The organism is Mycobacterium sp. 360MFTsu5.1 (assembly GCF_000383495.1).
Taxonomy (GTDB): Bacteria; Actinomycetota; Actinomycetes; order Mycobacteriales; family Mycobacteriaceae; genus Mycobacterium; species Mycobacterium mucogenicum_B.
Genome location: NZ_KB911470.1, coordinates 351,014 through 363,468 on the forward strand (window position 1 = coordinate 351,014; position 12,455 = coordinate 363,468).

Below are 12,455 nucleotides of genomic sequence, written 5' to 3' on the forward strand. Positions count from 1 at the left end.
GGAGCTGACGACGCGGTGACGCCCTCGGCCCGCCGGATCCCGTCTGTACCGGTGTTACGTTGCGGGCCGTTACGCAGGTCTGCAAGGGAAGATGGATGGTATCGGCACCCGCACGCGGTTCTGGCGCGCTCAGCTCGAGCGGCGTGCCCACAGCAGTTCGACCGAGCAGTACGGCCGGAGCCGAACGACGCCGACGCGACCGCGGTGAGCTTGCCCGGGTGGCGCTGTTGTCCGCTTTGCCGATCCTGAGCCTCGTCGCCGTCATCATCGGCTGGGACGCCGCGGTGCGGTTCGAACTCTTCTCCGCCCGGCTCTTGCCCGCGCCCGCACAGGTTGTGCACGCCGCGCGTGAGATGTACAGCGACGGAACGCTGTTCGCCGACTCGGCCGCGAGCTTTCGACGGGCTCTCCAAGGGTTTGTCGTAGGATCGCTGATCGCCATCGTGGTGGGCACCCTCACCGGCCGCTCGCGTATTGCCAGGGGCTTGTTGGAACCCACCATCCAGATCGTTCGGCCCATCCCGGCCATTGCGCTGGTGCCGTTGGCGATCCTGTGGTTCGGCATCGGTGAAGAGTCCAAACTGTTCCTCACCAGCCTCGGCGTCTTCTTCCCGGTCTGGGTCAACACACACGCCGGGATCGCCGCGACGCGCGACGACCATCTGCGGGTGGCGGCATCGCTGGGCTCGTCAAAGTTGTTGACGTTCACCAACGTCGTCCTGCCGGGCGCCTTGCCATCGGTGCTCACCGGCCTGCGCCAGGGGATCGCGACATCCCTCATCCTGATCGTGGCGTCCGAGCAATCCGGTGTCACCGAGGGACTCGGCTTCCGGCTCGACCAGGCGCGCCTGTTCAGCCAACCCGACCGGTTGTTCGTCTGTCTCGCTGCGCTGGGCATCGTCGGTGCCCTCGCCGATCAGCTGTTCCACCAGGCCACGCGTCACACCGTGCGCTGGGCGAAGGAACAATCGTGACCGCCGGCGACATCGCGGTCGAGTCGCTGACAGTGCGGTACCCGGGAGCGGACCGTTCGGTCGTCGACGGCCTCGACCTCACCATCGAGTCCGGAGCGTTCCTGACGATCCTCGGACCGTCGGGTTGCGGCAAGTCGACCCTGCTGAACGTCATCGCCGGATTCGTCCGGCCGACAACAGGTTCGGTGACGTTCGGAGGCGAGCCGGTGACCGGACCGGGGCGTGAGCGGGGCGTCGTGTTCCAGCGCGACGTACTGTTCCCGTGGGCCTCTGTCGGGAGCAACATCGGCTTCGCGCTACGCGCGGCGAAGGTGCCCCGAACACAGCGGCGCGACCGGATCGCCGAGTTGATCAGTGCGGTCGGTCTGGCAGCGGACGTCGTGCACAAGCGGCCACACGAGCTGTCGGGTGGCATGCGGCAACGCGTCGGCATCGCGCGTGCCCTGGCGAACAGCCCGCGAGTGTTGTTGATGGACGAGCCCTTCGGTGCACTGGACGCCTTGACCCGCCAGCAGATGCAGGACCTGGTGGTCGAACTGTGGGAGCGCAGCCGGCCGACCGTCGTCTTCGTCACGCACGATGTCGACGAGGCAATCCGCATCGCGTCCTCGATCGTCGTGATGGATCACACCGGCGCCATCGCCGATCACCTCGGCAACCCGCTGCCGCGGCCGCGGCCCGCCAGCCGCCTCGGCGAATTCGACGATTACGCGGCACTGCGCCGCCGACTGCACGACCTGTTGCACGGACAGCAACCGGCCCTCACATCGGGAGACCACGGATGAATACACATCGGAAGATTGCCGCGATAGTCGTTGCCGCGCTTGCGGTTCTGGGGGTTGTCGGCTGCAGTAGTTCGAGCAGCAAGGACAGCGCGGCCGACTCGCTCACCGTGGCGTGGGTGGTCGACCCGTCGTGGGCGCAGGTGCCCGTCGCCAATGACCTCGGATACTTCAAACAGCATGGGGTCAACGTCAAGATCGTCCCGTTCCCGACGGGCGCCGCAGCGCTCGAGGCGCTGGCGGGCGGCGCCGTGGATGTCGCCAATGGCGGTGATGTGCCCACATCCGCTGCGGCACTGAAGAATCCGAATCTTCGGATCTTCGCCGACGGCGCCATCTGGCCGGAGGGGCGATTTGTCGCGCGCCGCTCAGCCGGGATCAACTCGGTCGCCGACTTGGCCGGCCGCAAGATCGCGGTGCCCTTGGGCAGCAGCGCTCACTACTTCGCGAGCCGGTTCCTGACCGAAGCGAACGTGAAGGCGGACCTGATCCAGACCGGACCGGCGGAGATCGTCACGGCGATCACCAATCACAACGTCGACGCGATCGCCGTCTTCCAGCCGGCACTGGCGAAAGCGGTTGCGGCACTGGGCAGCGACGCGATCGAGCTGCAGGGCAAGCAGAAGTACAACCAGCACAGCCTCTACCTGGCCAACCAGAACGTCCTCGACTCGAAGAAGCAGGCTGTTGGAAAGCTTGTCGGGGCGGTCCGCAATGCCGATGGTCCGCTGTCCGGCAAGGACCCGGCCGCCCTCGCCGCGGTCGCGAAAGCAACAGGGCTGGACAACAACCTGATCAGCCAGGTCACCTCGGAGTTCAAGTACCAGACGCACCTCGGGCCGGAACTCGCCGGCGACCTCGCCGACCGCGCCCGCTGGGCGCAGAGCATCGGTCGCATCCCTGCCGACCAGCACATCCCCGACTACCAGAACATCATCGCCGGATCGTTTGTGACGGAGAGCAATTCATGAGCGGGGCATACCTGATCGGCTTGGGCGGCACCATCTCCATGCACCAGACCGCGCAGGGCGCGGTGCCCGTCACCGGAGCGCAGGAGCTGGCGGAGACGGTCGCCGGGTTCGCCGGTGCGGAGAGCCTTGCGTTGGTCGGTGGGTCCGAGGTCGACTTCGACCTGCTGGAACGCCTGGTCGTCCGGGCTCGCGAACTGGTCGCCGACGGCGCCGACGGCATCGTCGTGACGACGGGCACGGACTCCATCGAGGAGGTGGCGGCCTGGCTGGCCTACCGGGAGAACTGGTCGGTGCCGGTCGTGGTCACCGGTTCGATGATCCTCGGCACCCGGCATGACAGCGACGGCCGCGCCAACCTCGCGGACGCGCTCGCGGTGGCGTCGTCTGGAGCGGACATCGATCCGGTGGTGGTGTTCGCCGGCAAGATCTTCGACGGCCGTGAGGCCGTGAAGGTTTCGGGAGTCGTGCGTGATGCGTTCGACGCGCCGGGACGCGGGCCCATCGGCTATGTCGTCGGCGGCCAGGTCCAGTGGCACCGGACTCAGAAACGCCGCACGAGTCATGGCGATCCCACCGGTCCGATCCGGCCGGTACCCGTGCTGCTGGCTGCGCTGGGTGACGACGGCACGGTGTTCCGAGCCGCCGGGGACGCCCAGCCGGCCATCGTGGTGGCGGCGAACGGGGCCGGTAATCTGCCTCCGAAACAGGCTGCGGCAGTGGAGGAACTCATCGACGGCGGCAGGTTCGTCGTGCTCACCACTCGCGCTGCTGACGGTCGCGTCGCTCCGGTGTACGGATACCCCGGTGGAGTGGCCGGTCTCGTCGAACACGGTGCACAACTGGCTGCCGGCATTTCACCCCACCGCGCACGCCTCTTGGTGACGCTCGGGCTGGCACAGGGCCGGGACAACGACGGCTTGCGGGCGTTGATCGACAGCGAGATTCGCGCATGACCCACGCTGCGGTCGGCGCCGCGGTGGACCGGCGCGAACTCGTCGAACTCACCACTCGTCTGGTGGCCGCCGGCCAGCCGTGGTGCGAGAACAGCCTTGACGGCCCGAGTCGCCCGCCGGAGGAAGAGCGCATCGCCCGCCCGGTGGGTGACCTGTTGCGCGAGTGGGGATTCACCGTCGAGCTGGTGGGCCGCACCCCGCAGCGGCCGAATGTGGTGGCCACGAAGCGCTTCGGCGCCGGTCCGTCCCTCATGCTCAACGATCACCTCGACACCTACCCGTCGGGGCCGCCGAGCCGCTGGCGCGTGTGCGCCGGAAACCCTTATTCGGCAGTCGAATTGGACGGCCGGATCTATGCGCGCGGCACCTCGGATACGCGCGCCAACCTGGCGGCGCTCTTGACCGCCGCCAAACGCGTTGTCGACGATCCGCCGGAATTCGGGACCCTGCTGGTGGTCCTGACCGTCGACGAGGAACGCAACGGCATCGAAGGATCCAAGTACCTGGTCGACGAACATGGTTTGCGCCCCGACGCCTCCATCACGGTCGAACCGACCGCGTGGACCGACGATGGCCGCAGCGGTATCGCCCTCGCCGTCGCGCAGACCGGTCACGCACTGCTGGACATCACTGCCCGCGGGCGGTCCAGCCATATTTGGCGGCCTGATACCGGTGTCAACCCGGCGCTGTTCCTCGCCGAGTTCCTGGCCGACATTGCCGCCGATCCCGTTGGCGATTGGCCGGTTTCGGTGGTGGGACTGCACGCGGGGGAGACCGGCATGGCGCAGTTCACGCCGTTGGAGGCGAGCGCACGCGTTGCGGCCGTCAACATCGGTCCGGACGTCGTCGCCGGCCGGCTGCTCGAGGAGTTTCACCGCCGCCTGACCGCGGCCCGGCCCGAAGGTATCGAGGTCGACGTCGAGTTCGCGCCCGGTCCGACGTTCGTCGCGGGCACCGTGCCGTTGACGGACGTCGATCCGCTTGTCGCCGCGATCCGGAGCGCGTACCGCGGTGTCACGGGCGAGGACGTCCGCACCTACACGAAGCCCGCGTTCAACGACACCATCCGCTTCCGTCACGTGGGCATTCCGGCCGTCACGTTCGGCCCGGGCGACGACGGGTGGGCCGTGTACGACGAGAGCATCAGCATCGACAGAATGGCCACCGCCGTACAGGTCATCGAAGCCGCTGTGCGGCAGTATTTTTCGGCTGCCGGCCCTACCTAGGGTGTCGCCAGGTGGTCATGGACACAGGCGATGAACGCCTGGCAGGCCGCCGAGCGCAGGTGGGGTCTGGGTGCCACCAGGTGCACCTGGCGGTGCATCTGGACGCCGGTGACAGGGCGGAGCGCCAGGGTGCTGTCGCTGTCGGCACGGGTTCGCGCAACCGATTCCGGCAGCAGCGCCACCCCGAGGTTCTGCCGCACGAAGTGCACGACCTCGTCGACACGGGTGACCTCGAAGGCCACCCGTCGCGGCACGCCCGCGAAGCCGCGGTCGGTTTCGTGCCGAAGGCCGTAACCGAGCGGAAAGTCGATGAACGGCAACGCCGCCAGTTCGGTCAGCGACACCGCCCGCTGTCTGGTCAGCGGATGGTCGCGCGGCATGACCGCGATCAACGACTCGGTGAACAAGTGGGTGAAATCCAATTGGTCGCTGGCCGGGGAGACATTGGAGCCGACAATGGCGGCATCGAGCTTGCGGTCGCGGGTCGCGGTCAGCAGGATGTCGCTGCCACCGCTGCGCAGGGTCACGCTCACGTCCGGGTAGCGGGAGTGGAATGTCGCCATCAGCGTTGCGACGTCGAGGCTTTCGGACGGCACCTCCATCATCCCGACGGTGAGGCGTCCAGTCACCGTCCCGCTGAGCGCCTGGGCGTCGACCTTGAGTTGGTCGATGCCGGCGACCACCTGGTGCACCAGCGGCAGGAGCGCCTCACCTGCGGGAGTGAGCGAGACGGCCCGGGTGGTGCGCTCGAAGAGCGTCACGCCGAGCTCTTCTTCGAACTTCCGCACCTGCTGGCTGAGCGCCGACTGCACGACGAACGAGGTCTCGGCCGCCTTGGTGAAGCTCTTCGCTTCGGCCAGGGCGACCACGTAATGGAGCTGCTGCAGGTTCATCCTTCTTCACTTTCAATGATGAATCGCATCATATCTATTAACTGGACTCCTAGGTGCATTGCCGAAAGGATGGGTTGATGTCCCGCGCGATTCCCGTCCGTCCGCAGAACCCGTTGAGCAGCAACGACTGCTCGGTGGCTGCGGTGCGCGACGCCATCACCGCGGAATTCGACGCGATTCCCTTCCTCGGCGAGCTGCGCTGCTCGCACACGTCGGTGGTGGCCGGAGCCGTGGAGGAGATCGTCTACACCTACACGGTCGGCCGCTCGGGTATCGCCGACAGCGGCTGGCTCAAGTTGTGCTTCCGCTACTACTCCGACTGGGACCTGCAGACCGCCGATCCCGCCGGGCGCGACTACGCCAGCGCGCGGCTGGTCAGCCGATCGCTGGTGGGGCGTGCGTCCGAAGCCGGCGGGGCCACCGTCCAGCAGCTGGCCGTCCGTTATGACGTCAAGGGCGGCGAGCGGCCGTTCCAGAAATCGCTGCTCATCCACGCGGTCGACGGCTACCTCCGGCCCGGCGATGTGATCGAAATCCGATTGGGGGACCGCCGATTCGGCGGTCCGGGTACCCGGGTTCAGACTTTCGTCGAGGACGCGTTCGAGGTGCATCTGTTCGTCGACCCGTTGGGCACCTCCCGGATGGCCCGGGCCGGCGTCAATCACCTCGCGATCCGGCCCGGGCCGCCTGAGCAGGTGGTGGTCCGCGGACCGCGACTGGTGCGCAGTGACGCCGGTGCCGTCACGCTCCGCGCTCACCTGCAGGATCGGTGGGGCAACGCCTGCGCGGATACCGCCGCCACATTGCGCGCGCACATCGACGGCGCAGTCGTGGCCGAGGCGCAGACGCCGTCCGCCGGTTGGGCCAGTGTGTCGCTGGAAGTGCCGGCGCGCGCCGCGCACATCCGGGTCGTCGACGAAACGCACACGGAGGTGCGGGCCGCCGAGACCATCGTCGACGTGATCGACGACCTGCCCTCCCCGCGCGCGTTCTTCACCGACCTGCACGTACATTCCAACGACACCGTCGGCACTCAGGACACGGCGTGGAACCTGCGCTATGCCCGCGATATCGGCGCGCTCGACGTTGTCGGCTACACCGCCAACGACTTTCAGATCACCGACGAGGCCTGGATCGACGTCGTCGCCGCCTGCCGGGCCATCTCGGACGACGGCAGCCTGGTCTGCTACCCGGGTGTCGAATGGTGTGGCACCGCTGGTGTCGGTGGCGATCACAACGTCGTCTTTCTCGGCGACGACACCACGCTGGCGCGTTCGCTGGAGTGGCACCAGGGCATGGCCAGCACCGTGCCGACGCCCCAAACCTGGCCCATCACAGCGCTTTACGCCGCCTACGAAAAGGACCCGGATTCGTACCTGCTGATCCCGCACGTGGGTGGCCGCCGCGCGATCCTGGACTGGCACCACCCCGAGCTGGAACGGCTGATCGAAGTGCACTCGTCGTGGGGGAGCAGTCCCTGGTTCCTGGAAGATGCGCTGGCCCGCGGTCTTCGTCTGGGCGCCAGCGCCGCCAGTGACGAGCACCGTGGCCGCCCCGGAGGCGGGGCGCCGGGAGCGAACATCTTCGGCGGATTCGGCGGTCTGACAGGCGTTCTCGCGCCGGAGCTCACGAAAGGCGACGTGGGACGCGCGCTGCGCGCCCGCCGGACGTGGGCGACCACCGGAGCGCGTGCCGTCGCGCTGCTGCGCAGTGGCGACGCCTGGATGGGCGATGAAATCGATACTGAAGAAACCCAATTGACCGTTGACTACGCGCTGTACGGCACGTCCGGCTGGGACGAGATCGCCGTTCATGACAGCACGGGGCGGCTGTGGCAGCGCAACCTGCACATCGAGGCCGGACTGTCCGACGAGCTCGTGCGCATCCGGTGGGGTGGTGCCCGGCACCGCGACCGCTACCGGTGGGCGACGTGGTCCGGCGAATTGCGGCTGGCCGGAACCGACGTGCTCGACGTGACACCCTGGGCCGCGGCGCATCCGGAACAAAGGTTCGATGTTGCCGGCGACACCGTGCGCTGGCGGACCACCACGTACGGTTCGGACACGGGCATCGTGGTGCGGTTGGCGGACCTCGCGGCGGCCGAGTTCCGCATCCAAGCGTCGGTGCACGAGGACGGTCTGCGCATGGAACGCGAGTTCTCGGGTGCCGAGTTGATCCGCGCCGGTCACGTCGAAACGGCAGTGGGTGGACTGAATCTGCGGTTGCGTGCCGAACGGGTGGCCGAGTTCTCCGCGCTGCCCACCACGGTGACCGGTGACCTCGAGCTCGGCCTGCCCCACGGCATCAGCGCCACGTACGTGCGCGCCACCCAGTCCGACGGCCATCAGGTGTGGACCAGCCCGCTGTTCGTCACGCGTTCGAGCGGCCAGACCCGATGTCCCGAGCAGGCCTGACCTCGCGTCTCATCCGCTCGATCGACATCAAGGAAAACCGTGTTCTCTCATCGTCATTTCACCAGGCTGCTCGCTCTGGGCGCGGCCATCACCGCCATCACCGCGATGGCCGGATGCTCGTCGTCGACCAAGTCGGCGTCGTCGTCTCCGGTACCGTTGCGGCTGGGCTATCTGACTCGTGTCACTCACGCGCCGGCGCTCATCGGAGTCAATGACGGGCTGTTCGCAAAGCAGCTCGGATCTGACGTCACCTTCACGGCGCAACCGTTCAGCACCGGCACCGAAGAGATCACTGCGCTGTTGTCGGGACATCTCGACGCCGCGTACGTGGGACCCAACCCCGCATTCAACGCCTGGCAGAAATCGAATGGCAAAGCCATCAAGATCATTTCGGGCGCGGCCAGCGGCGGCACCTCGTTCGTCGTCCAACCCGGCATCACGTCTGCCCAGGACCTCAGGGGCAAGACGGTGGCCGATCCCGCCCTCGGCGGCAACCAGGACGTCAGCCTCCGCGACTGGCTTGCCAAGAACGGCTTGAAGACCGATACCCAAGGTGGCGGCGATGTTTCGGTCAAGCCGACCAACCCTGAATCGGCGATCGTCCAGCAGTTCGTGAGCAAGCAGATCGCCGGTGCACTGGATTCCGCACCGTTCGACGTGCAGATGATCAAAGCCGGTGGCGTCCGATTGTGGTCGGACCCGAACACCATCACCGTGCTGGTCGTGCGCCAGGACTTCCTCGCCGCACATCCCGATGCGGTGGCCGGGCTGCTGCGTGGCCAGGTGCAGGCGAACGACAAGATCGGTGCCGACCCCACGGCCGCGGCGCAGTCCGCCAACGCCGCACTCGCGAAAACGCTTGGGAAGGGACTGGATCCGGAGGTCCTCGCTGAGTCGTTCAAGGAGACCACGTTCACCAACGATCCGGGGATCGCATCGCTGCGCGACCAGGTCGGCAAGGCCGTGGCCGTCGGCTTGTTGCAGCCGCTGAACATCGACGGACTCTTCGATCCGGCCCCGCTCAACGCGGTGCTGGCGGCATCGGGCAAACCGGCGGTTGCGGCGTGACCCGCTGTGCGGACGCCGGTGAGATCACCGTGACCGTTCCGACGCCGCCTCCGGTACCGCGGTCGGCGTTGGAACTGGTCGGGGTGACCAAGCGCTATGGCAAGGGCCCGGCCGCGGTAGCGGCCTTGGATCCGCTCAGCCTGACTGTCGCTGAAGGTGAATTCGTCTGTCTGGTCGGTAGTTCCGGCTGTGGCAAGAGCACGTTGCTGTCGCTCATCGCCGGACTGGACGCGCCGTCGAACGGAACGGTCGAGACGTTCGGTCGGCGGGTGGCGCTGATGTTTCAGGAGCCGGCTCTGTTTCCCTGGCTGACCGCTGCCGCCAACGTCGATCTGGCACTGCGGGCGCGGGCAGTGCCGCGGGACGTGCGGCGCGAACGGGTGGCGCGACTGCTGGCCACCGTCGAACTCACCGATTTCGCCGGCAAGCGTCCACACCAGTTGTCCGGCGGTATGCGGCAGCGGGTTGCGCTGGCCCGCGCGCTCGCCCAGGACGCCGATGTGCTGTTGATGGACGAACCTTTCGGCGCGCTGGATGCGCTGACCCGTGATCTGCTCCACGAGGAACTCGAGCGCATCGTCGAATCACGCGGACTCACAGTTGTTTTCGTCACCCACAACGTGCGGGAGGCGGTTCGGCTAGCCGACCGGGTGGTTCTCCTGGGCGCCCGACCCGGTCGGGTGGTCGAGGAGTTCCAGGTGCCCGCGTCCCGTCCTCGCCAGATCAATACCACCGACGTCGCGGAGTTGGCGGCACACATCACGGCGCGACTGCACGAGGAAGGCAACCGTGGTCGATAGTGGAGTCGCCGATCTGGCGCCGTCGTCGCGGCAGAACACAGGTCGGCTGCAGTCGGTGCTGGCACCGATGTGGACGAAGGCGCTGGCCTTGCTGGTGGTGTTGGGTGCGTGGCAGCTGCTTTGTCTGAGCGGCTGGAAATCGTCCGTGATCCTGCCCGGCCCCGTGGCGGTCGGTGCCACCCTGTGGCAGCAGCTGCACGATCCGGTGTTGTGGCAGGCGGTTTCGACGACGATGGCGCGGGCCCTCATCGGTTTTGGGCTGTCGCTGCTCATCGGCACGGTCATCGGCAGTGTTCTGTCCCGGAACAAACTGCTGCGCAGTACTTTCGGTCCGCTCATCACCGGATTGCAGACGATGCCGGCGATCGCATGGTTTCCCTTCGCGATCATCTTCTTCGGCCTCGACACCTCGGCCATCCTGTTCGTCATTGTCATCGGCGCCGCGCCGTCGGTGGCGCTCGGCGTCATCTCGGGTGCCGACCACATTCCACCTCTGCAGTTACGTGCGGCAAAGACCATGGGGCTGCGGCGGTTTGCGTTGTACCGGCATGTCATCCTCCCGGCGTCGCTGCCGACATTCGTCAGCGGACTGCGCCAGGGCTGGGCGTTCGCATGGCGGAGCCTGATGGCCGGCGAACTGGTGGTGATGGTCGCCGGCACCGCATCGATCGGGGTCCTGCTGGAGAACGCGCAGAACATGAGTGACATGCCGCTGGCCATCGCCGTCATGATCGTCGTGCTGGTGATCGGCATCATCGTCGACTCGGTGTTCGCCGCGGCGGACAGGCAGATTCGCCGGTACTGGGGACTGGTCGACGGTGACCACGAATGACGGGCGGTGTGAACTTTTTTCGCCTCTGGGCCTTCGGCGACGCACATGTGGGTACCGACCGGCGGTTCGGTAGAGACAGCCTGGCCGAGGCGATTTCGCAGTCTGAGTTCGGCGGGTCCGACGGCGGCCCGGCGTTCGACTGGGACATCGCACTCGATGTCGGCGACATGTCCGGCGCGCACCACCACCTGCCGGACGACGCCGAGGGCCGTGAGCTGCGGCGGCAGTTCGCCAGCCTGCGTCGCCACCGGCGCGAGGACATCTACAGCGTGTGCGGCAACCATGACCGCAGTGGCCTGGACGAACCCGAGGCCTGGTGGTGGCAGAAATGGGTCGATCCGCTCGGCCGGCACACCGCATATTCCGGCGTCGACGGCGCTCGCCGACCTTTCCCGGTCGACGGCGCGTGGCAGCACTACTCGTTCCGGGTGGGGAACCTGTTGTTTCTCATGCTCAGTGACCGCAACGAACCAACGCAGTCTGTCGGTCGCGGCCCGTTGGGCGGCAACCCCGGGGGAGTCGTCAGCGGCGAGACGTTCCGATGGTGGAAAGCCATGGTGCTGGCCAATCCCGACGCGATCATCGTGACGGTGCACCACTACGTTCTCAAGGACACCACGGTCGCTTCGGGAGAGTGGGAAGGCGTCCGCCGCGACGCCGACGGCCGGTTGGTGGAGCACTACCACCGGCCGTTCGAGGCAGGCACACCGCAAGGTGCGTCATACCTCTACTGGGTGGACAGCCGGCCGGACTCCGGTGCGTTCGAACAGTTCCTGGCTGCGCACCCGGGCCGGGTGCAGCTGTGGATCGCCGGACACACCCATACCCATCCCGATGACAATTTCGGGGGCAAGAGCCATATCGAACAGCGCTGGGGCACATGGTTTCTCAACGTCGCCTCGCTGAGCCGGCACCACATGCCGATCACCACGCTGCCGCTGAGCCGATTGTTGACGTTCACGCCGGGCAGTGCGGAAGTACGCGTGCAGTGCTACCTGCACACCAGCCAGCACGCACCGCAGGGTTGGTATGACAAGGCGGAGAAGGTGATTGGGCTCCGGACGCCGTTTCGCTGGACCGGTTCGCAGTCGGAATGATCTACAGCGACTTGCCGACCAGTGCGGCCAGATCGGCGATCCGGTTGGAGTAGCCCCACTCGTTGTCATACCAGGACACGACCTTGGCTTGGTTGTCGATCACCTTGGTCAGTCCCGCATCGAACAGTGAACTGTGCGGGTCGGTGACGATATCGGACGACACGATGGGCGCGTCGTAGTACTTCAAAATCCCCTTCAACGGACCCTCGGCCGCGGCCTGCATCGCCGCATTGATCTCCGCGGCCGTCGCCGACTTACCCAGGTCCGCGGTCAGATCGGTCACCGACCCGGTCGGCACCGGCACCCGCAACGCATACCCGTCCAACTTGCCCTTGAGCTCGGGCAGCACCAGCCCGATGGCCTTGGCCGCCCCGGTCGAGGTCGGCACGATGTTGATCGCCGCCGCCCGCGCCCGCCGCAGATCCTTGTGCGGCCCGTCCTGCAG

11 protein-coding genes and 1 pseudogene are annotated in these 12,455 nt (G+C 67.1%); 10 read left to right on the forward strand and 2 right to left on the reverse strand.

The window, feature by feature from the left end:
• Positions 1 to 227 precede the first annotated feature (227 nt).
• The 5 genes from H289_RS31115 to H289_RS0122630 are packed head-to-tail and all read left to right on the forward strand — an operon-like array spanning position 228 to position 4,906.
• Positions 228 to 974, forward strand: coding sequence for an ABC transporter permease (locus tag H289_RS31115; protein WP_196810064.1), 747 nt, complete (start codon positions 228 to 230; stop codon positions 972 to 974).
• The gene (locus H289_RS0122615; protein WP_020103113.1) at positions 971 to 1,759 is read left to right on the forward strand and encodes an ABC transporter ATP-binding protein; all 789 of its coding nucleotides are present in this window, start codon (positions 971 to 973) and stop codon (positions 1,757 to 1,759) included. The genes H289_RS31115 and H289_RS0122615 overlap by 4 nt, the downstream gene beginning before the upstream one ends.
• Positions 1,756 to 2,727 (forward strand): ABC transporter substrate-binding protein, encoded by a 972-nt coding sequence (locus tag H289_RS31120; protein WP_020103114.1) that lies wholly within the window; start codon positions 1,756 to 1,758, stop codon positions 2,725 to 2,727. Before H289_RS0122615 ends, H289_RS31120 begins: the two co-directional genes overlap by 4 nt.
• Complete coding sequence (locus tag H289_RS0122625; RefSeq protein ID WP_020103115.1) at positions 2,724 to 3,680, forward strand: asparaginase; 957 nt, start codon at positions 2,724 to 2,726, stop codon at positions 3,678 to 3,680. The genes H289_RS31120 and H289_RS0122625 overlap by 4 nt, the downstream gene beginning before the upstream one ends.
• Positions 3,677 to 4,906, forward strand: coding sequence for a M20 family metallopeptidase (locus H289_RS0122630; protein ID WP_020103116.1), 1,230 nt, complete (start codon positions 3,677 to 3,679; stop codon positions 4,904 to 4,906). Before H289_RS0122625 ends, H289_RS0122630 begins: the two co-directional genes overlap by 4 nt.
• Here the strand turns inward: H289_RS0122630 and H289_RS0122635 are convergent.
• Positions 4,903 to 5,799, reverse strand: coding sequence for a LysR family transcriptional regulator (locus tag H289_RS0122635; RefSeq protein WP_020103117.1), 897 nt, complete (start codon positions 5,797 to 5,799; stop codon positions 4,903 to 4,905). The two genes, H289_RS0122630 and H289_RS0122635, sit on opposite strands and share 4 nt — an antisense overlap.
• Before the next feature lie 77 nt (positions 5,800 to 5,876).
• Between H289_RS0122635 and H289_RS0122640 the strand changes: the two genes are divergently transcribed.
• From H289_RS0122640 to H289_RS0122660, 5 genes are all read left to right on the forward strand, one after another.
• Positions 5,877 to 8,213: a CehA/McbA family metallohydrolase domain-containing protein gene (locus H289_RS0122640; protein ID WP_020103118.1), complete on the forward strand. Its 2,337-nt coding sequence runs from the start codon at positions 5,877 to 5,879 to the stop codon at positions 8,211 to 8,213.
• 39 nt (positions 8,214 to 8,252) lie between these two features.
• Positions 8,253 to 9,281 carry an ABC transporter substrate-binding protein gene (locus H289_RS0122645; protein WP_020103119.1) on the forward strand — a complete coding sequence of 343 codons (1,029 nt, stop codon included), beginning with the start codon at positions 8,253 to 8,255 and terminating at the stop codon, positions 9,279 to 9,281.
• Positions 9,282 to 9,349: 68 nt separating this feature from the next.
• Positions 9,350 to 10,081, forward strand: coding sequence for an ABC transporter ATP-binding protein (locus H289_RS0122650; protein WP_029105609.1), 732 nt, complete (start codon positions 9,350 to 9,352; stop codon positions 10,079 to 10,081).
• Entirely contained in the window at positions 10,071 to 10,913 is an 843-nt protein-coding gene (locus H289_RS0122655; RefSeq protein ID WP_020103121.1) for an ABC transporter permease, read from the forward strand. Before H289_RS0122650 ends, H289_RS0122655 begins: the two co-directional genes overlap by 11 nt.
• Positions 10,914 to 10,921: 8 nt before the next feature.
• Positions 10,922 to 12,010, forward strand: a complete 1,089-nt coding sequence (locus H289_RS0122660; protein WP_231388107.1) for a hypothetical protein — start codon at positions 10,922 to 10,924, stop codon at positions 12,008 to 12,010.
• 1 nt (position 12,011) lies between these two features.
• Here the strand turns inward: H289_RS0122660 and H289_RS0122665 are convergent.
• Positions 12,012 to 12,455: pseudogene (locus tag H289_RS0122665) on the reverse strand (type I glyceraldehyde-3-phosphate dehydrogenase); the annotation flags it as partial.